Consider the following 19,959-nt stretch of genomic DNA (forward strand, 5'->3'; position numbering starts at 1 on the left):
CCGCCGCCCCCTGGTCACAGATTCTCAAACTTTTTCAGCAGGGCGTGAAGATCCTGCCACAGCTGGGCATAGCCCCGCCGCAGGTCCTCCACGTCCTCGGCATAGAGGTTGCGCGTCTCATTGCACCGGCGGGCGATCTGGTTGACGTTGCTGGAGATGGAGCGAAGGAGCTTCACCAGCTCCACCACGTCCCCCATATCCAGCTGGACGATGTAGCCGTCCACCGCCATTTTTCGCAGATAAGCCCGGAGGTTGGATACCCCCAGCAGGGCCATCTTACGGTCGATCAGCGCCTTTTCCTCCGGGGACACCTTGGTAAACAGGCCGATGTCCCGGCCCTCCCTGCGCCTCATCGGACAGGCCCCCTCCAGGGGGCGCGCTCGGTCCCAGCATCAGCCCGCGCGGGTGCAGCGTAGTCCTTCAGCTGCTGCCGGATGGACGGTTTCTCAGCCGGGGGCGCTTCCTGTTCGGATTCCTCCCGCGCCGGTTTCTTTTTAGACCGCTCCGCCTTGTCCAGCTCGGCGTTCAGCTCGGCCAGCCGGGCAGACTTCTCCGCCAGCTCCTGCTCCTGGGGGAAGTCCCGCGCCGCCTCCTCCTTTGCGTTGACCAGCTCGCCCTCCAGCGTGGTCAAAAAGCGCTTCTGCGCCTCCAGGTTTTCCGGTATCTTTTCCAGCGCGTGGTTGATGCGGGTGATGTTGCCCAGCACGTCCTCGCCCAGCTCCGCCGTGTAGGACAAGTTCTGCTTCAAAACCACCTGGAACGTCCCCTTGATGAATTTCAGCGTCATCGGGAAGCCCCGGTATTCGCCCAGCTCCACCGGCTTCTCGGGGTCGGCCATGTTCTGGCAGGCGGCGATGATGGCCTCGCCGGCCTTCTTGCGCTCGGTGTAGGTCTGCCCCTGGATGGTCATGGCGAAGCTGTCCTCCTTGACCGGGTGGAGGTCCCGAATGGCCTGATCCTCGCCCAGCGCCCGGATGAACATCCTCGTCTCCGCCATCTTCGCCGGGTAGTATTTCAGCACCTTGTCCTCCATCTCGTATTTCATGGCCATGTGGTTGGATTTCAGCAGCTTTAGCTTGGCGACCTGAATATCCAGATCCATCTTCTCCTTGATGCGCGGGTCGCCGGTGGCCAGCATCTTGACCTCGGCATAGGACAGGGCGGTGGCGTCCACGTCCTCGATGGAGCGCGCCGGGGACTTGCCGCTCATCAGCTGGCCGATGAACTTCTGCTTGTTCTCCACCAGCCCCCAGTTGTAGGCGTCGAAGGTGCCCTTGGTGACATAGCGGTAGATGCAGACGGATTCATTCTCGTTGCCGCGCCGGACGATGCGCCCTGCCCGCTGCTCCAGGTCGGCGGGCCGCCAGGGGCAGTCCAGATCGTGGGAGGACACCAACCTCGTCTGGACGTTAGTGCCCGCGCCCATCTTGGCGGTGCTACCCAGCAGCACCCGCACCTGCCCGGCGCGCACCTTGGCGAACAGCTCCGCCTTTTGTGCATCAGTATGGGCATCGTGGATAAAAGCAATTTCCTCCGCCGGGATACCCTTGGCGATGAGCTTGGCACGGATGTCCTGGTACACGCTCATCTCCATGCGGATACCTTCGGCATCCTCAGCGGCTTCCTCCGGCTGCCCATCCTCCTCTTTCGCCTGGGGCTTTGGCTCAGAGGACTTGCCCTTGGGGGTGGACAGGTCGCAGAACACCAGCTGTGCGCCACGGTTCTCTGCGCTCGCCTGCCAAATCTGCAACACATTGTTGACGCAGGCATTGACCTTGCCCTCCGGGTTGTCCGGCAGCAGCGGGTTCATCAGCCGCTGGTCCAGGGCCAGCTTGCGCCCATCATTGGTAATTTTTAGCATATTATCCTGGCTGGGGTCTACGCCGCCGCTGCGGACGATCTCGGCCCGTTCCGCCAGCCCCTCCACCATCTCCTGCTGGGCCTTGCTGGGCTCGGTGGAGATGGTGATGTACTCCGCCTTTGGGACGGGGAGGTTCAGCATCTCCGCCGTCTGGATGTCCGCAGCCTCTTTCCACAGGTTTATCAGCTCTGGCAGGTTATAGAACCGGGCGAACCGGGTCTTGGCCCGGAAGCCGGTGCCCTCGGGCTTCAGCTCCACCGCCGTCACCTTTTCACCAAAGGCCGCCGCCCAGGAATCGAAGTGGGTCAGGCCGAGGGACTCCAGCATATCGTATTGCAGATACCGCATCATGGTATACAACTCTACCATGGAGTTGCTGACCGGAGTGCCGGTGGCAAAGGTGACGCCTCTGCCGCCGGTGATCTCGTCCAGATAGCGGCATTTGGCAAACATATCGCTGGACTTCTGCGCCTCGGTCTGGCTGATGCCGGCCACGTTCCGCATTTTTGTAAATAGATACAAGTTTTTATAGTAATGTGCTTCGTCCACGAACAGCCGGTCCACGCCCAGCTCCTCAAAGGTCACTACATCGTCCTTCTTCTTGTCGTGCAGGCGTTTGAGCTTGGCTTCCAGGTTCTTGCGGGTCTTTTCCATCTGCTTGACGGTGAAGTTTTCCGCTTTCTCCCGTTTGGCCTCGTCAATGGCCTCCAGAATCTCGTCCAGTTGGTTCTGGATGGCGGCCTCCTGCCGCTCCGGGGAGAGGGGGATTTTTTCAAACTGGCTGTGACCGATGATTACCGCGTCGTAGTCCCCGGTGGCGATCCTGGCACAGAATTTTCTGCGGTTTTTCGGCTCAAAGTCCTTCTTAGTGGCCACCAGCACCTTCGCGCCGGGATAGAGGGTGAGGAAGTCGCCGCCCCACTGCTCCGTCAGGTGGTTGGGCACGACGAACAGCGATTTCTTGCACAGGCCCAGCCGCTTGGCCTCCATGGCGGCGGCGGTCATCTCGAACGTCTTGCCCGCGCCGACACAGTGGGCCAGGAGGGTGTTGCCACCGTAGAGCATCCGGGCCACGGCGTTGCGCTGATGAGGCTCCAGCTTGATCTCCGGGTTCATGCCCGTGAAGCGGATGTGGTCGCCGTTGTACTCTCGGGGGCGGGTGGAGTTGAAGATGCGGTTGTAGGTGGCGCAGACTTCCGCGCGGCGCTCCGGGTCTTTGAAAATCCAGTCCTTGAACGCCTGGCAGATAGCCTCCTGCTTCTGCTGGGCGATGGTGGTATCCTTCTGGTTAAGGACGCGGGTGCCGTCGGCATGGGTGTCATAGACCCGCGTGTCCCGCTGGTTCAGGGCATCCTCGAAAATCTGGTAGGCGCTGCGCCGCTTGGTGCCGTAGGTGGCGTAGACGCGGGCGCTGTCCCGCCGGTCCTCGCGCTTGCCCTGGATATTCCACTCGCCGGTGCGCTTGTCATAGCGTACCTGGATTTTGCCGTTCTGGAGGTGGGCCGGGACCTGGAGCAGTTCAAAGAGGAACTGCTGATAATACTTGGGGTCGATCCAGTCCACGCCCACGCGCACCTCGATCTCGGCGGCGGTCAGCTCCTTGGGCTGCACCTGTTCCAGTGATTCCACATTGCGCGCAAATTCCGGGTATTCCTCTGCGGCGGCGCGGGCCTGGGCCAGCTTCTCCCGGACATTGCCGGACAGGTACTCATCCGCCGTCTGCCAGCCCCTGGACCAGCCGTTGCCGCCGGCCTCCATGTCGAAGGGGCCGGTGGCAGGGTCCTTATAAATGACGCCCTGCAAGTCCGCCACAATCTGCGGGATCTTCTCCGGGCCGCCCATCAGGCCGGCCATATACTGCAAATCCACGCAGGCGCGCTCCCCGATGGATACCGCCAGGGCCTCCGCCGCCGTGTCCACGCTGGTCACAGGCTCATGGTGCAGGATGGTCCGCTTGGTGAACATATCCGCCTTGCGCTTCAGGTTGCCCTCATCGTCCAGCACTTCCAGGGAGCAGAGGAGCGGATAGGAGGAATCCTGAGCAAAGGCCAATCGGTTGCCGGCACTGTTGAGCAAACCGTACTTTTTTGTAAAGGCATCATAGAGGCGGGAGAGGTTGGCCTGCTCCGCTTGCAGCTCATCATCCCCCGCGCCATTTAGCTGCAAGTCGATGATCTTCCGGGCGCTGTCCCGGATGGCAACCATGCCCTTGACGCGGGCGGTGGGCGTCTTGCCCAGCTCCACCCGCTTCATCCGGGAGTTTTCACGGAAATAGATCTGCCCTTTGGACAGGACGAAGCTGAAATTGCGGGCGGACGGGTCGGCGGGGATGCTCTCCTCGCCCTTGCCGTCCTGTCCCTGCGCGTCCATGGCCAGCAGCTCCCGGTCAGGCTGGGCGATGTGGGTAATGGCCTCGGCCAGCTGCTCCTTCAGGTCTGCCCCCTGGATGGGCAGGCAGGCGGTCTCCGTCTCGTTGCCGTACATATTCTTCCAGAAGGACATAGTTCCCAGCACCATCTCCGGGTGCTGGAGGAAGTAACTGTTCAGAGGTACGCCGTCCTCGGTCTGGCCGGCCTGCACCCACTCGGGCAGCTTCTCCGGCGCGCTGGCCCGTTTTTGGAAAAAGAGGATGTCCGTGGTGACTTCCGTGCCGGCATTGGCCTTAAAGGCGTTGTTGGGCAGGCGGATCGCGCCCAGCAGGTCGGCCTTCTGCGCCAAATCCTGGCGTACCTTGCTGTTCTGCTTGTCCATGGTGCCCTTTGTGGTGATAAAGGCCACCACGCCGCCGGGGCGCACCTTGTCCAGCGCCTTGGTGATGAAGTAGTCGTGGATGAGCAGGTTCTGGCGGTCGTAGCGCCGGTCATGGACCTTGTACTCGCCAAAGGGCACGTTGCCCATGGCAAGGTCAAAGAAATCGTCCGGGTAGTCCGTGTTTTCAAAGCCGTCCACGGTGATGTCCGCCTTTTGGTAGAGCTGCTTGGCAATCCGCCCGGTGAGGGAATCCAGCTCCACGCCGTAGAGCTTGGCATCCTGCATCCCATCCGGCAGCAGGCCGAAGAAGTTGCCGATGCCGCAGGACGGCTCCAAAATGTTCCCCGGTCGAAGGCCCATGCGCTCCACCGCCTGATACATGGCCTTGATGACCGTGGGATTGGTGTAGTGGGCATTGAGGACGGTGCTGCGGGCGGATTCATATTCCTTTGGGGTCAGCAGCTCTTTGAGTTCCGCGTATTCTTTGGACCACTTCTCATTGTCCGGGTCAAACGCCTGGGCCATGCTGCCCCAGCCCACATAGCGGGAGAGGGCTTCCTGTTCCTCGGGCGTGGCAAGGCGGCCCTCCGCCTCGATCTGTTTCAAGGTGCGGATGGCCGCCACGTTATTCTGATATTTGGTTTTCTGGCCGCCCACGCCCAGGTTATCGTCGGTGATGCGGAAGTTGTGTCGCTCCGGGCCAGTGCGAAGCTCCTGGAACACCACGTCAAACGCGCCGGCGTTGACGGTGCCCACAGTTTTGGTTGTATAATCTGACACCTTCCCGCCGTCCATGGATACCGGCTCCAGCACCCGGGATGGGTCCTTCTCCAGATAGACCAGCTCGTCAAAGGTCATATCCCGCAGCTCGTGGTCGATCAGCTCGTCCAGGCCGGGATAGGCCGTTTTCTCTGCCGGAACGCCGTCCACAGATTTGGTGACGGTACACGCCTCCAAATCGGCTGTGACCTGGATCTCGTGCCGCTCATCCTCAGTGGTGGTGTAGGCCAGATTCACTTTTGTCAGGTCGGAGAAGTCGGCTTCGACCTCATCCCCATATTCCTTTTCATAAAACTGCTGGATCAGGTCCTTGGCCCGGTCCAGGGCGCTGCCTGCAAGGGGTTCCTGGGCCTGTCCCTCCAACTCCCGCTGCTGTGTATCCTCCACAAACTGGCGGACGAAGGGCACGGATTCCGTGCGGAAGATGGGATACCAGCCCCGCAGCTCCAGGTCCTGCAAGTCCACGGTGCCGCTGTCATAGTTGACGCTGTGGACTTTCATGCGCCGGCCCTGCACCGTCAGCTCCATGCCGATGGGGATATAATCGGATGCGTCCCGTTCCTTGATGACCTGATAGGGGGCCTCCGGGCCGCGCTCCGGGTCCTGTTCTGCCAGCACCACGCTGACGCCATGCTCCATCAACTCATTCAATACCGCCTGCCACGCCAGATTGCTGCCGGTGACGGTGGTGGTTCCCAGGCCGTCGATGTCCTGTGTCAGGATCTTGGTGCCCAAGGCGGGCGCGGCGGTCTCTGCGTCCTTGCCGTAGAACAGTAGATAATCGCCCACCCGGACACCGATGGCCTTGTCTGGGTGCTGGGCTTTCAGGTTCAGGTATTCCTCCACGTTGGGGGCAAGGCTCGGCTCCGGTGTTTCGTCCGCCTGGGGCGCACCCGGCCCGGGCTGTTCCACAGGGGCGGTGGCTTCCTCCACCGGCGCTTCCTGTTCCGGTGTCACCGGGGCGGGTTCCGCCGTGCCGCCATGAATCCACGCCGGAGCGTCCGGCTCGCCCATGTGCTTCTCCACGGAATCCCTTGGGTCAATGGTCACGTCCTGATAGTACCGCTCCAGCAGATCCTCCAGCAGCCAGTCCCGGAACAGCGGCAGAGTGTGGTACGCCTGGACCAGCGCAGGGCGCTGATACTCCAGATTTTCCATATACTCATCTATGGCGACGCCCAGTTCCTCCCGGGCGCTGTCATAGTCCGTGTCCCGATCCCGGAGATAGCCATAAACGACGCTCTCCCGCAGGGCGCGGTCTGTCATGTCCAGCGCCTCCCGGTAGAGGGTGGGGCCGTCCGCCGGCGCTTCCGCCGCAGGGGCTTGCGCGTCTGTTTCACGCCCAAAGCCGGCCATGCGCTGCTCATAGCGGTCAATATCCTGTTCGGTGAGCCATTCCGGCTTTTCCGGCAGGGAGGCATACAGCTCCCGCATCTTTGCGATCTGCGCGGGGACACTTCCAGCCCATAAGTGCTTCTCCGCACCCTGGCCTGCACCTAAAAAGTATTCGCAGTCCGCTTTCAGGCGGGACAGCAGGCGATAATCGCTTGCATGGGCATCTGCTTCCTGCTGGCCGCTGTCCTCCGGCGTTTCATGGTCCATGGACGGCATGGGGTAAGTGCGCCGCTCCCTGGTCTGCTCGTCCACGGGGACGAGAACCAAATCGTGCCTGGACCGCAGACGTTCCACATACTGCTCCAACGCATACACGGGTACGCCGCAAAACTCCACACGGCCCGCACCGGCGATGGGACGGGTGTGCAGACTGATGCCTAACAGTGGCGCGGCGACCTTGGCGTCCTCGCCGTACATCTCATAAAAATCGCCCACCTGATACAGCACGATGCTGTCCGGGTGGGCTTCCTTGATGCTGTTATATTCATCCCACCATGGGGCGCGGCTTTCCTCCCGTGCTTGGGGCGGCGTGGAGAACACCGGGGTATCCTGTGTGGCTGAAACCGTCATCTCCGAGGTGGCGGCCACCTGCCGTATCTGCTCCTTGACCTCCTCCGGGAGATGATCGTCATAGAATACGACCTCCCGGTTGGGGTGGATGTGGGCAATGGTCTTATAGTCCCCGTTGACCTGCTCCAGCCGGTTCCAGACATTCAGACCGCTGCCCGTGTGGCCGTAGCCCAGGTCGTAAGACACGGTGGGCGGTTCCGCCGCAGCGGTGGCGGCCTCCTGTCCGAGCCGGTCCTGATATTCACGCTCCAGGTCGGGGGAGCGGATCACCTCGACGACTACTTTCTTCCGGGGTTGGGCTTTCTCCACTTCAGGCTTGCTGGGTGCTTCTTGGGCTTCCGGTTCCTTCGGCGGCTCCGGTTGCAAAAACATATCCAAAGAAAGCTGTTCGCCGCCCATCTCCACCGGCTGGGGCTTCTGTTTCCTGGAGAGGGCACGGGCAGCGGCGGCCAGCGTACCGGCGGCGGGTTCCTGTTCAAGGGCGGCCTTTTCCTTCTTTCCCGCCTTCCGCTCTTGTGCCCCGGCGTCTTTTCGCGCCTGCTCCAACTCCCGCTCCGCTTGCAGGGCCTTCTCCGGCAATGGGTCAAAGAGGGGGGACGCGCCACGGGCAAAGGCGGAGATGTCCCGAAGGGCCACCCGCATGGTGTGATAGCCCCGCGTATCGGGTGGGACAGCCGCAAAGTCGCTGAGCATGGCGTCGGTCAGCTTGGATACCGCCGTGGGATCGTCCAAAAGCTGGCGCACCGCCTTGGCGGCGGCCCCTGCCTCTGCCTCCTTGGCATACGGGGTGGAGATGTCCGGGTGGTAGTCATAGAACTGAACAATACATCGGGCGAGATAGTCCTTTTCATATTCTGGCAGGAACGCCTGTTCCTTCTCGTTGAGATACCGCCCATTTTGGACAAAGCCCCGGATGCGCTTTTCCACCTGGTTCCAACTCAGGCGGACAGTATCATAGTCACCCTGGGAGAAATCGTCCTCCCGGGATAGCTTGATGCCCTTGCCGTCGTGCCACTCGTCAAAGCCGGTGTAGCTGAGGCCGCCAATGCCATACTCGTCCCGCAGGAAGCGGACGCACTCGCTGGCATTGTGGCCCTGCATGAAATAGGAGTAGATGCGCAGCTTGCCCTGGGACACGCCGCTGCCCCGGAGGATGAGCCGATCCAGCTCGTCCTCGGTGATGAAATTCCCGGACGCCGGGGCAAAGTCCTGGACAGCCTGGAACTGTGTCACCGGCCTGTCCAGCATGGATACCTTTTGCAGCAGCTCCCCCGGCGGCGTGGAGGGGCGGAAGCGCAGCAGGCTGGCGTCTTTTGCAAAGGCAGCAGTGAACTTGTTCAGCTCGCCCACCAGTTTATGCCGGGCCTGGGCATCCCGCAATACCTCGGCAATCTTCAGCTCGCTCTCCGGGGCATTGCTTCCAATATACTCTTTATTTACTGTTGGGAGGTAGCCCTGCCGGATGGCCTCATCGCTGAAATCCTGGCGGAGGAACCACAGCGCCTGCGCCAGCTCCTGGTACTCATTCTCCCGCGCGTTGTCAATTACACGCTGGCTGGCATACTGTCCATCTTGCAGCAGACGCCCGATCCAAGCGGCTACCTGGACCCAAGGCACCGTGACCTCGCCTGGGCCAAAGGCAGTCCTGCCCGGGGCAATGTGAAAGCCCTCGGTATTGAACCAGACTGCATATTCCTTCCCGCCGATGAACAGCCCCTTGCCGCCGGTCCCGTACTCTTTTTCCAGAAACGATGTGGCGGCAGAGCCGGTGGGGTCCTTTTGAAAGAAAGCCACGATGCGTTCCGCGCTGTGACGGGAGTTGCCGGCGCTGGTGAGCGCCCGCCCAATCACCGCGTCCGGCACCGTGCTGGCCGGCGCGTCCATGGACAGCTGGACGGCCTCAACCTGTGCCTCCGCAATGCGCTCCACCTGTTCCTCCACGGTGGGAAAGAGCTGGAAGGGCACTTTGGGCCCTTCCGCAGACGCAGAAACGGCGGGCTCGCCGCCCGCCGTTTCGTTTTCTTCCAAATTTACTTGTAGACGATCTCCGCCAGCACCAGTTCCTCTGCCTGTGCCAGACAGCTGTTCACCGCCTGTACCCAAGCCATCTGGTCCCTGGCCTTCAGCTCCTCGGTCACGCCCCTCTGCATCTTGAGCTGGGCTACCATCCGGTCCACCTGCTCCTGTGCCTGCCGGTCGATCTCCCGCAGGTGGGGTTCCAGCCGGCCCGTCAGCAGCATCGAGGTGTACGTCCCGCTGTGGTGTTCCTGCAAGAAGGTCTCCCGCAGCATCCCGTACTTGCCCAGGGGCATCTCCTCCATTTCGTCCGCCCCGTCCAGCATCAGGTCGGGAATCTGGTAGTCGCCCATCTTCCGGTAAGTCAGCTCCGCCATCTGTATCGCTCCTTTCGCCACTTTCGCGCTTTAATGTGTTAAACCTCTCTGTGCTTGTAGTATAACGCTCCGGCGTAGATTTTGCAAGAGGTTTTTCAGAAATATTTTTCGATTCCCGTAATTTCTCTCGGTCATGGGCCTTGACCGCCCGTTCGATCCCCACCAGCAGTTCCTTGGACACATCGCTGGCGGCACTGCCCAGGTGGTGCAGGACGGCGGAAGTCGAGAACTCCATGATGCCGGCCAGGTCCTCATCCTCCAGATATTCAGAGGGGTCCAGGCCGCAGCGGGTGAGCAGGGTGAACTGGACGCTGGCGGTGAGCAGGTTGCGGAAGCGCACCTCCAGATTCAGCTCATCCAGCTCTTCCAGAAAGCTGTCCTTCGCGTCATAGGCGAGGTCTGTGAGATGGTCCCGGTAGGTCTCCCGCACCATGCGCCGGGCCGCCTCCATCAGCTGTTCGCCCAGGTCGTTTTCCTCCAGGGAGCCGCACTGCTGTTCCAGCGCGGCCAGCACCGCGCTCTGATGTTCCTCCCGCAGCTGCCACAGGTATGGCTCCCGCGCTCCGCGCACCGGGCGGGTGTCCGAGTAGTCGAACAGGTACTCCAGATGGGGCCGTCCCCCGTCCTTGCGGATGACGGCAATGCCGGTAGACCGTGCCTTGACCCAGCGGTGCATGGTGTTATTCCACAGCTCCATGTCCGCGCAGGCCACCGCGTCCGGGCGCTGGGCGTAGATCAGAAGCTGGTCATCGTAGGCATATTTATAAAGGCGGGAGGTAGTGGTCAGGTATTTCTTCCAGCTCTCCACATCCTGCGTTACCGCGCTGGCAGTCTGGCTTGCCAGCTGGGACACATACCGCAATGTAGTTGCCATTCATGTCCTCCTTCACTTCAGGATAAAAGCGCGGGGCGGGCAGCTTCCAGCTGTCCGCCCCGCACGGGTCGTTGCATATTAAGCCATGTCATCCGGGGCTTGCCATGGGGCAAGGCCCATTTCCGCCCAGGTCACGCCATAGGGCGCGCCGCCGGAGGTGTAGCCGGCGATATAGAAAAAGGTATCGTCGGAATCCGGGTAACGGTCATGGAGGGCCTGGGCCGCTTTGGCTTCCTGCTCCCGCCGGCGCTGGTCCAGCCGTATCTGCTCGGCCTGCCGCATGGTGGCCAGCCTCTCCGGGTCTAGCGCGCCAATGGCCTCCAGATCGTTCAGCGCACAGGTGTAGTCCACCTTGAACCGCTTCCGGTAGGCGCGGACGATATGGCTGCCCTCATAGGTGAGCGCCCACTGGCGGGCTTTCCGCAGGCGGGCCTCCCGTCGCTCCGCCTTGGTCTGCTTTTTCTTTTTGGTCATGGCCGCGTCCCCCTCTTGTACCTTTTATATTATCACGGCGGCGCATCCCCATCAACCGTGCCCCAACGCTTTTCGTTCATCCGCCGCAGGACCTCCCGCTGGGCTGGGGAGAGGACGCGGGGCGGCACCACGCGCAGCCACTTCTTGGGAAGCTGGACGGTGATGCTCCCATGGGTCCCCTCTTTGGTCAACCGTACCTGTTCCGGGTACTGACCGCACAAGTCGCGGAGCTGTTGCTGCAAGGCCGGGTTGTAGGTATAGACTTCCGCCTCCCGTTCCGCCTCGTTCCACAGGATGATGGTCTCCTTCTCCAGATTGGACAGCTTCATCCCGTCACCTCTCCAAATCGTGGGGCCGCTCATGGGGTGGCCCGGCGGGCTGCTGCCCTGCGGCATCCTGGCACTGCTTCAGCTGATCCAGCAGGGAGGGCTTGGGTGGCTCGTTGTTGATGATGCCGTCGATCTGGTTGTAGTTCTGCTCCGCGCCCATCTCGGCAGTAGCCAGATAATTTTCCGGCGCGGGGCGCACCGGACGAAAGGCCAGCAGCTGTCCGGCCTCTGAATAGACCGGGCGGTAGAGCTGCCCGGTTTTCAAATAGATGCCATCCATCCCGACCCCGCCGATATAGCAGCCGGAGGCGTCCCGCTCCCGTTCCAGAAGAGCCGTCCCGTCCTGAAGCAGATACCCCGGCTCTATGCGCCCTTTCGGATAGCCATAGGGGACGCCCTTCTGCCGGATGCCTACATCGGGGCCGCAATCCCGCTCTGTCAGGGGATGGAGGGAAACATAGAAAAACGGCGGTTCCCCGTCAATCTCACCGGCGTTTACCAGTTCCATAATAAGGCCGGCATTGCCGCCGTGATGCAGGCACTCCGCCGCCTGCATCATCTCATAGGGATAGAGGCAGCAGGGGGCAAGGCTCAGGTCCGCGACCTGCCGTACCATCTCCGGGCCAAAGCGTTCCCGCACTTGGCAGAAGCCGGCATAAAAGCAGTCCAACCATCGCGCCATATCCGCTTCCTTGCTGCCCTGCGAAACAAAACCTGCATACTGCTCCGCGTCGATGCACTCGGCGGCAAAGTCGATCCAGACCTGAGATGCCTCCGGGGCGCAGCCGGTGAGGGTGTGCATGGAAGCAAAGAAATCTCCTCTTTTCATACCTCAGCCCTCCTGCGCCGCCCATACAGCGGAAATGACGGCGGCCACCGCGCTGTCAACCGCGTCCAGCACAGGGCCAGAAGTGTCCTCTGCCAGCTCCATCAGTTCCTCCACGGTGTCCTCATGCAGCCCCAGCTTTTCCGCCATCACGGCGGCGTCCGGCTGTCCGTCCGCGCCGTCCAGGAACCAGGCGTAGGGCAGGCCGAAAAATGCGGCAATCTCCCGGAACTGGTTCACGTCCGGTACTGCCGTGCCGCTTTCCCACTGGCGGATAGTCTGTACCCCCACGCCCAGGCGCTCGGCCAGGGCGGCAGGCTGGTAGTCTGTGATAGTAAACAGGCCGCGCAGGCGGCGGCTGAAGGTGGTAGTCTGATTCATTTCCCAGCATCCTTTCCTTTTTTATCAAATTCCAGTTTGTAGCGGACGTATTTGCCGCCGGTATCGTCCAGGACAACCGTAGCGTCATACAGTACACCCTTCTTCTCAGAGAACAGGTCTTTCATGTGGACGCGGCCATGCTTGAGCAGACCGGCGGCGATCTTGCGGGTCAGTTCCTTGCGCTTGCCGGTAAAAAAGCGGTCATTTTTCCACATGGCAAAGCCGCAGGGCGGCGTGTCGTGATAGCCCTCGCAGAAGAAGCTTTTTCTGCCCTCCACCACCTTTTTACCGCACCGGGGACATACGCCCACAATGGGCCGCCCGGACCCGGACAGGGCGCTGGAGGCCACGGTCACACTGGCATAGGTCTGGACCAACTGGCGGACCATGCCCTCGATCCCGGCCAGGAAGTCCCCGGGCGGCAGCGTCCCGCGCTCCACCTCGCCCAGTTTGCCCTCCCATTCGGCGGTCAACTTGGCGGATTTCAGCGCGTCCGGCATGACACGGATCAGCTCCGTGCCCTTCTCCGTGGGAAGAAGCTGCCTGCCCTTGCGCTCTGCAAAACCTGACCGGACCAGCTTCTCAATGGTGCTGGCGCGGGTGGCAGGTGTGCCCAGCCCGGTACGCTCGGCATCCTCCAGCTCTTCAAAGTCCTCTGCGCTGGCGTGTTCCATGGCAGAGAGCAGCGTGTCCTCGGTGAAGTGGGGCGGCGGGCTGGTAGTCCCAGTCCGCAGAGCCGCGTCCACGCCCTCCAGCCGCTGGCCTTCTTCCAGCTCCGGCAGTGGCGGGTCCTGTTTCTCCGCTTCTGCACCTTTTTTGATACCTGCCAGTACCGCCCGTTCCACCGCTTTCCAGCCGGCTTCCAACATAGTGCGCCCCTTGGCGGTGAAGGAAGCGCCGCCGCACTCCAGTACGGCGGCGCTCTCGGCATAGCGGCAGGGGCTTCCCACCGCGCACAGCAGGCGGGCGGCGATCAGCGTCAGGACGTTCCGCTCCCCGGTGGGCATGGCGGACAGGTCAGCACGGCCCAGTTCTGCCGTGGGAAGCAGGGCATGGTGATCGCTGACCTTGCTGTCATTGATAACTTGTCCAGCCTCCGGTGATTCCACCAATGGGAGGGAGAGTACGGCGGACACGGTGCCGCACAGGGCAGGCAGCCCCGCCTCCATGCCGCTGACGAGGTAACGGCTGTCCGTCCGGGGATAGGTTGCCAGCTTCTTCTCATAGAGCAGTTGGGCGTAGTCCAGGGTCTGCTGGGCGGTGTAGCCAAACAGACGGTTGGCCTCCCGCTGGAGGGTGGTCAGGTCATACAGCTTGGGCGGGCGCTCCGTGCGCTCCTTCCGTTCCACCGCACGCACCACGGCGGTCTTGCCAACGCAGGCTGCCCGCAGGCGGGTGGCGTCGGTTTTGGAGGAAAACCGTTCGCTTACAGCCCGGAATGTGCCGTAGTCCAGCTCCACCGTGTAAAATTTCTCCTTCTGGAAGCTGGCAATGGCCGCCTCCCGGTCTGTGAGCAGGGCCAGCGTGGGGGTCATTACCCGTCCCACGTTCAGCGTCCTTCCTTTATATATAGTTGTAAACAGCCGAGTGGCGTTGATGCCCACCAGCCAGTCCGCCTTTTGGCGGCACAGGGCCGCCGCGTACAGGTTATCGTAATTTCTGCTGTCCAGCAGGTTCTCAAAGCCTGTTTGGATGGCGGCCTCCTCCATGGAGGAGGTCCACAACCGCTGCACTGGCTTTTCACAGCCCGCTGCCTCATAGACCAGCCGGAAAATCAACTCACCCTCTCTGCCCGCGTCCGTGGCGCACACCAGGGAATCCACCCGGCTGTCGTTCATCAAGGCGGATAGGGTATCAAACTGCTTTTTGGTGTCTGGCAGCACCTGATACTTCCACGCCCGGGGCAGGATGGGCAGATCCTCATAGGCCCACTTGGAGTACCGGGGGTCGTAGGCATCCGGCCCGGCGGGCTCCACCAGATGCCCCACGCACCAGCTCACCAGCCAGCCGCCGCCCTCCACATAGCCGTCCCGCCGGGTGTCGGCCCCCAGCACATGGGCCAGGGTCATGGCAACGGACGGTTTTTCCGCGATCACAAGGCGCATGGTGTCACCCCCTCTCTGCGCCGGTTATTTTCTGGCATCATCCAGTTCCTCCGGCTCATCCTCGTAGTAATCCGGGTAGTCCGGCTCGTCTGGATACGGCTCATCCTCGTCCTCATTGACGGTTTCCTCCTCGCCGGTCAGCTCATCGAAGTCCTCCGCATCGTCCAGCTCGTGCTTGGGCTTATAGATTTTGAAATACCAGCCCGCACCGCCGGCGGCCAGTGCCACAAGGGCGATCACCACATAGAGGCCCGCGCCGCTGCTCTCCGGTTCCGGTTCGGCAGGCGTTTCCTCTGTTGGTTCAGGTGCTTCACCGGCGCAGTCCTCCAAGGAGAGGACGCAGACCGGGCAATCCGTATCCACAGCACCGGCCTCACATTTCACCGCACAGGTGCAGACCGGCTCCGGGTCAGGCACAGCGGATTCCCCGCCGTCCTCGGATGGCTCGGCCAGTGCCAGCAAATCTTCCTCGGTGACAGCGTTCAGGAAGTAGACGTTCTCGCTGTCTCGCTGTTTATCCACGATGAGATAAAACACATTGTCATTGGCCGTAGTGATGGTAAAGAACTCCTTGCCCGCTTCCTCGTCCGTGTTGTCTACCACGGTGCCCTGGCCGTCCGGTGTCAGGGCACTGTCGCCGCGCGGCGTGGTATCCGCCCCGGCCTCCGGGTCCGCGCTGGCAGAGGCCGACGTGGTGCCGGTATCAGCGGTGCCGGTGCTTTCAGCGGTAGAGGTGTCCGGCTTGTTTGCCGGCTGGCTGCCGCCGCTGGACTGCTGGGGCGTGTCAGAGGGCGTTGTCGTAGTAGTTGCCGGGGGCGTAGTGACCACCGGCGCAGGCGTTGGGGTAGGATCGGGGGTATCCGGTTCCTGCTCAGTATTCTCTTTAGGCGGCTGGTAATTGGGATTGTCCACCGATGCGGCCGCAGAGCGGTTGCCCGCCTTGTCCACCGCCTGCACCGTGACCTGTTCCTTGCCTGTGTCCAGATTTTCCACGGTAACAGACATGTTTTTTTCCTCTGATGCAGCGTATTCTTTTCCGTCCACCAGGACGGACGAGATGCCGGAGCGGTTGTCCCGCGCCTCAATACAGAGCTTCCCGCCATCCACCACAGCCCGCACCGTGGGAGCAGTACGGTCCAGGCAGGCCACATCGCAGGACTGTTCATACACGGTGCCGTCGTGACCCGTGACCTTCACGGCCACAGGCCCGTTGTCCGACACCTCTACCACGCCGCTGTACCGGCTGCCGCTTTGACGGAGGGTATCTTTGATGTCGCTCCAGTCTCCGTCTCGGCCAATCTTGGCCTCCACAGCGGCGAAGCCCTCCCCAGCATGGTTCGTGATGGTAACAGTAACCTCCGCGCTTTCCCGGTTCCAATCCGTGGGGGCTTCCAGTTCCAACGTGATAGAGGACGCCGCCGCTACATAGGCGGACAGGCTGGCCGCAGACGCCGCCGGCACCGCGCTGGCCGCCGGGGCGGCGGCGCAGGCGCATAGGGACACGCACAGCAGCGGCGGGATCACCCGTGCAAGCAGTTTCCATTTCATATTCCGTTGACCTCCTTGTCATCTTTTGGTTTAGGCGGTTCCTTGGCCGCGCGCAGCGCGTCCAGCAGTCCCCGCAGCTCTTCCGGGGAGGCGGCGATGGCGCGTACCTCCCGCAGAATCTCCATGTTTTCCTGTTCTCGGACCTGCTTCTCTAAGTCCCGTACCTTGGCCTGCCATTCAGCTGCTTTCTCCCGCGCCCGTTCCAGCTCGGCTTTCAGGCGGTCCTGTTTTGTATTTTTCATCTCACCCTCCTTCATGGTAAACGACCGAATCCATAAAAGTGGCTCGTCCAATAACTGCTGTTGATGTTAGCATGAGAGATGGGGTCTCCGCAGTGGATCATCTGCCCATTGCCCACATAGATACCGACATGGGTGACCGGCGTGGCGGCGCTGTATGTCTTTGTGAAGAAAATCAGGTCTCCTGGTTGGGCGTTGCTGCGGGATACCGGGGTACAGAGGTTATAAAGCCCTTGGGCTGTCTGCCGCCCTACGCTCCCCACGCCGGATTGATTGATGACCCAGCTGACAAAGCCGGAGCAATCGAAGCTGGTGGACGGGCTGGAGCCGCCCCAAACATAAGGCCAGCCCAGGTATTTCTCCGCCTCCGCCAGCATGGCGGAAAAGGTGCCGTCCCCCATAGCCGCGCCCGGGTTGCCCGGTATCACAGGCCCACCCGGTGTGCCGGGCAGCGCGCCGCCGTCCCCGCCGTTGTCTACGAAGTAGTAGGGGTTCAGGTACTCGCCGTTCAGCATGACCTCCAGATGGAGGTGGGGGCCGGTACTCTGTCCGGTGCTGCCTACTGTGGCGATTACATCCCCGCGCTTTACCTCCTGGCCGGCGGTGACGGACAGGCTGGAACAGTGAGCATAGCGGGACTGATACCCGTTTTCGTCCTCAATCACTACGCACAGGCCGTAGCTGCCCGCCTCCCCGGCGGACACCACCCGCCCGTCCTGGATGGCCTTGATGGGCGTGCCCTCAGCGGCGGCAAGGTCTACGCCCCGGTGCAGGTCTTTCTCCCCGGTGATGGGATGGACCCGGTAGCCGTAGCCGCTTGTCACCATGCCAAGCCAGGAGCTGTCAAAGGGGTTGCCAAATGCCTGCCGGTTGCCATAGGTCTGCATATAGACTCCGTAGCGTTCTGTCTGTTCACCGGGCTCCAGCCGTGCCGCGATAATCTCAGAAAGGGGGCGCACGGTCAGGGTCGTGACCAGGACATACCGCACCTCATCGCCGCTGCCCTCTTTTACCACTTCCCGCGTCAGGGTATACTGTTCGGCAAACAGAGCATCCAATTCGCCCTGCACCTGCTCGAAGGTAAATGCGTCAAAGGCGGCGGAGAGGTAGCCCATCAGCTCATAGGGGTCGTGGCTGATCTCCCCGATGTTATAGCGGTAGCCGTCATAGCCGGGATAGTTCTGTTCGGTCTGGTCAATGTCGATCTGCAAGTCTGTCTCCAGTTCGGTATAATATAAATCGCTGTTGTTGATGTCCGCCTCGTCCGCCATATAAGTGGTGGAGAGGAAAGAGGGCTGCACCCCGGAGAGCATGGCCGTACAGGAGGACAGTCCGGAGGAAAACAGGATGATCACCAGCGCCAGGCCGGCCACCAGACCCAACATGGTCTTATGAGCGGCCACGGTCTGTGCCACAGACCGGGCGATTTGCCCGGTGGCGTTCAGGACATTCCGGGTGTGGTGCGCGGTCTGCTTGGCCTCCCGCGTTGCCGCCGCGTACTTCTGCTTCAGCCGGCGCTTTTGGAACCACTGGCTCAGGCTGTGCTGCCGTGCCAGCTCGGGGTTGTCCCGGAGGGCCTTCTGCCACGCCAGATTTGCCTTTTCCTGCGCCAGCTTCCGCTCCGCCTTCCGCACCTGACGATAGGGCTTGGACCGCAGCCGCCTCTTATTCCAGCGCAGCAGACGGCCAGCCCCGCGCTCGGCCAGAAATTCGCCTTTGTGGGCAGCCTCTACACCCACATTGTCCCGTTCCACCTCACGGATCTTCTGATGGGCTTTCAACAGAACAGTGGTTTTCGCCCCGCGCACCGCCGCGCCGCCTGCCCGTTTAGGCAGGGAGGGCTTGGTGCCCTCGGGGACAACCTCGCTTTCAAAGCGCAGACGGCGGCGCACCTTGCCGGCGGTGCTGTCATACTCCTTTTCCAGCCGGGCGCGGCGCTGACGGGGCAGCTTGGCCTGCGCTTTCTCCAGCTTGCGGCCAGCCTGCTCCACCCGGCGGGCGGCTTTCTCATATTTCCGCTGCCGCCGTGCATCCAATGTGCCCTCCGCCGTGTCCGTCAATGGTGCATCGTCTGACACAGAGGGATCATCTTCAAAATGCAGGCGGCCCTGCTTGGTACGCGCCGTATCAGGCGGCGGTTGTGCCCGGCGCTTTTGGGCTTTTGTATCAGGGGCGGACGGAGTGCCAGCGTCTACCTCATCCTCGAAGTGAAGCCTGCCCCTTGGCTGAGGTTCAGGCGCTGCCGTATCAGCCTGGGCGCGTTCTGCCGCCTGTCCTGTGTCTGCTGGCTCTTCCGATAACGATGGAGGCGCATGGAGCCGCGCACCCTCCGCTGGCTGCTGATAGGCTTCCGGCCGCCGCTGCTTCCGCTTTTTTACCGGCGGATGCCCGGTATCCGCACGGGTATCCCGAATCTCGGCAGACTGAGCCAGCTCCTCCTCGCTGGGAGGGGGCTGCCGCGCCGGCCTGCGTTTAGTGGCGGGACAGCCTGCCGCCTGTTCCTTCGTCCGGTCCGGGCCAAAGGAGATGTCCGCTGTGCGTTGGCTGACCAGATGCTCCTCGCCGGTGGATTTGTTCTGCTCCACCAGCCCATCGCGGGTCAGCTTCTGGACCTTCTTGTCCCGCGCTCGGAACTGTTCGCCCCTCACAGCGCCGCCTCCCGGGGTTTCCGATCCTGTGCCGGCTCAGGGGCGGGATGGGCAGCCACCTCCGCCTTTTTCTCTGCCAGGGCTTCCCGGATGGACGGCTTGCGCGCGGCCTGGGCCGCCTGCTCCAGACGCTCCACCGAACCGATAGCTGCCAGAGTGGCGTTATTCATACAAGACAACCTACGAACCGCTAATCGCAGGGGCATCAATACCCCGGACTGGAACCGCCCCTCCTGTGTGGTATCCAGCCGCCGGGCCGGGCCTTTCCCGGCGGCGGCGCGGCCTGCGCTGTGCAGATGCGCCCCGGCCTGCCGCAGTTCCTCTCCCATCTGCTCCACACGGTGGATGCCGCCCCGAAGGGCTTCCATGCAGCCCTGGATGCCTGTGTGGATCTGTTCCAGGCTATCCTTCACGTTCAGCGCAGACAGAGCCTTGTCCAGTGCGGATACCCCAGCCTGCTTAAACTGCTCCAGGGTATCCCGGGCCCAATCTGCCATGTGCGCCCGCAGAGCGTCCATGCGCTCCCGCAGGGAATCCAGACGGCCCTCCAGCTTTTGGACCAGGCCGGCCATAAACCGCTGTTCCGGCCTCGGCGGGCCGGACGATGCCAGCTGCTCCTTGACCATCCGAAGCTCCCAGGACACGGCGCGCAGCTGGCGCTCCATTGTATCCATCTGCTGAAGCAGCTGGTCCAGCTCTGCCGCCTGCTGCCCCAGCCCCTGTTCCGCCATGAGCTGGCGGAGTGCGGCGAGGTCTTGATTTTCTTTCCATGCTTCCAATGCTCA

11 protein-coding genes are annotated in these 19,959 nt (G+C 62.2%); all 11 read right to left on the bottom strand.

Annotation, left to right across the window (positions count from 1 at the left end; translation table 11 throughout):
• Positions 1 to 14 precede the first annotated feature (14 nt).
• The gene (locus ACYQ3S_RS01350; RefSeq protein ID WP_459686978.1) at positions 15 to 353 is read right to left on the bottom strand and encodes a plasmid mobilization protein; all 339 of its coding nucleotides are present in this window, start codon (positions 351 to 353) and stop codon (positions 15 to 17) included.
• The gene (locus tag ACYQ3S_RS01355) at positions 350 to 10,624 is read right to left on the bottom strand and encodes an LPD11 domain-containing protein (protein ID WP_459686979.1); all 10,275 of its coding nucleotides are present in this window, start codon (positions 10,622 to 10,624) and stop codon (positions 350 to 352) included. The genes ACYQ3S_RS01350 and ACYQ3S_RS01355 overlap by 4 nt, the downstream gene beginning before the upstream one ends.
• A gap of 78 nt (positions 10,625 to 10,702) precedes the next feature.
• Positions 10,703 to 11,098, bottom strand: coding sequence for a hypothetical protein (locus tag ACYQ3S_RS01360; protein WP_459686980.1), 396 nt, complete (start codon positions 11,096 to 11,098; stop codon positions 10,703 to 10,705).
• 32 nt (positions 11,099 to 11,130) lie between these two features.
• Positions 11,131 to 11,427 carry a hypothetical protein gene (locus ACYQ3S_RS01365; protein WP_459686981.1) on the bottom strand — a complete coding sequence of 99 codons (297 nt, stop codon included), beginning with the start codon at positions 11,425 to 11,427 and terminating at the stop codon, positions 11,131 to 11,133.
• Positions 11,428 to 11,431: 4 nt separating this feature from the next.
• The gene (locus ACYQ3S_RS01370; protein WP_459686982.1) at positions 11,432 to 12,256 is read right to left on the bottom strand and encodes a DUF4316 domain-containing protein; all 825 of its coding nucleotides are present in this window, start codon (positions 12,254 to 12,256) and stop codon (positions 11,432 to 11,434) included.
• 3 nt (positions 12,257 to 12,259) lie between these two features.
• Positions 12,260 to 12,634 carry a helix-turn-helix domain-containing protein gene (locus tag ACYQ3S_RS01375; protein WP_459686983.1) on the bottom strand — a complete coding sequence of 125 codons (375 nt, stop codon included), beginning with the start codon at positions 12,632 to 12,634 and terminating at the stop codon, positions 12,260 to 12,262.
• Complete coding sequence (locus tag ACYQ3S_RS01380) at positions 12,631 to 14,739, bottom strand: DNA topoisomerase 3 (protein ID WP_459686984.1); 2,109 nt, start codon at positions 14,737 to 14,739, stop codon at positions 12,631 to 12,633. The genes ACYQ3S_RS01375 and ACYQ3S_RS01380 overlap by 4 nt, the downstream gene beginning before the upstream one ends.
• A 24-nt stretch (positions 14,740 to 14,763) precedes the next feature.
• Positions 14,764 to 16,287 (bottom strand): DUF4366 domain-containing protein, encoded by a 1,524-nt coding sequence (locus ACYQ3S_RS01385; protein ID WP_459686985.1) that lies wholly within the window; start codon positions 16,285 to 16,287, stop codon positions 14,764 to 14,766.
• Positions 16,284 to 16,529, bottom strand: a complete 246-nt coding sequence (locus ACYQ3S_RS01390) for a DUF4315 family protein (RefSeq protein ID WP_459686986.1) — start codon at positions 16,527 to 16,529, stop codon at positions 16,284 to 16,286. Before ACYQ3S_RS01390 ends, ACYQ3S_RS01385 begins: the two co-directional genes overlap by 4 nt.
• Before the next feature lie 11 nt (positions 16,530 to 16,540).
• Positions 16,541 to 19,174: a CD1108 family mobile element protein gene (locus ACYQ3S_RS01395; protein WP_459686987.1), complete on the bottom strand. Its 2,634-nt coding sequence runs from the start codon at positions 19,172 to 19,174 to the stop codon at positions 16,541 to 16,543.
• Complete coding sequence (locus ACYQ3S_RS01400) at positions 19,171 to 19,953, bottom strand: DUF6674 family protein (protein WP_459686988.1); 783 nt, start codon at positions 19,951 to 19,953, stop codon at positions 19,171 to 19,173. Before ACYQ3S_RS01400 ends, ACYQ3S_RS01395 begins: the two co-directional genes overlap by 4 nt.
• Positions 19,954 to 19,959: the final 6 nt, after the last annotated feature.

The sequence above is a fragment of the Agathobaculum sp. TL06 genome, assembly GCF_054658635.1.

Bases quoted from the DNA above. Each gene is read 5' to 3' on its own strand.
- ACYQ3S_RS01385 (WP_459686985.1), bottom strand. From the start codon at position 16,287: ATGAAATGGAAACTGCTTGCACGGGTGATCCCGCCGCTGCTGTGCGTG.
- ACYQ3S_RS01380 (WP_459686984.1), bottom strand. From the start codon at position 14,739: ATGCGCCTTGTGATCGCGGAAAAACCGTCCGTTGCCATGACCCTGGCC.
- ACYQ3S_RS01360 (WP_459686980.1), bottom strand. From the start codon at position 11,098: ATGACCAAAAAGAAAAAGCAGACCAAGGCGGAGCGACGGGAGGCCCGC.
- ACYQ3S_RS01370 (WP_459686982.1), bottom strand. From the start codon at position 12,256: ATGAAAAGAGGAGATTTCTTTGCTTCCATGCACACCCTCACCGGCTGC.
- ACYQ3S_RS01355 (WP_459686979.1), bottom strand. From the start codon at position 10,624: ATGGCAACTACATTGCGGTATGTGTCCCAGCTGGCAAGCCAGACTGCC.
- ACYQ3S_RS01365 (WP_459686981.1), bottom strand. From the start codon at position 11,427: ATGAAGCTGTCCAATCTGGAGAAGGAGACCATCATCCTGTGGAACGAG.
- ACYQ3S_RS01390 (WP_459686986.1), bottom strand. From the start codon at position 16,529: ATGAAAAATACAAAACAGGACCGCCTGAAAGCCGAGCTGGAACGGGCG.
- ACYQ3S_RS01375 (WP_459686983.1), bottom strand. From the start codon at position 12,634: ATGAATCAGACTACCACCTTCAGCCGCCGCCTGCGCGGCCTGTTTACT.
- ACYQ3S_RS01350 (WP_459686978.1), bottom strand. From the start codon at position 353: ATGAGGCGCAGGGAGGGCCGGGACATCGGCCTGTTTACCAAGGTGTCC.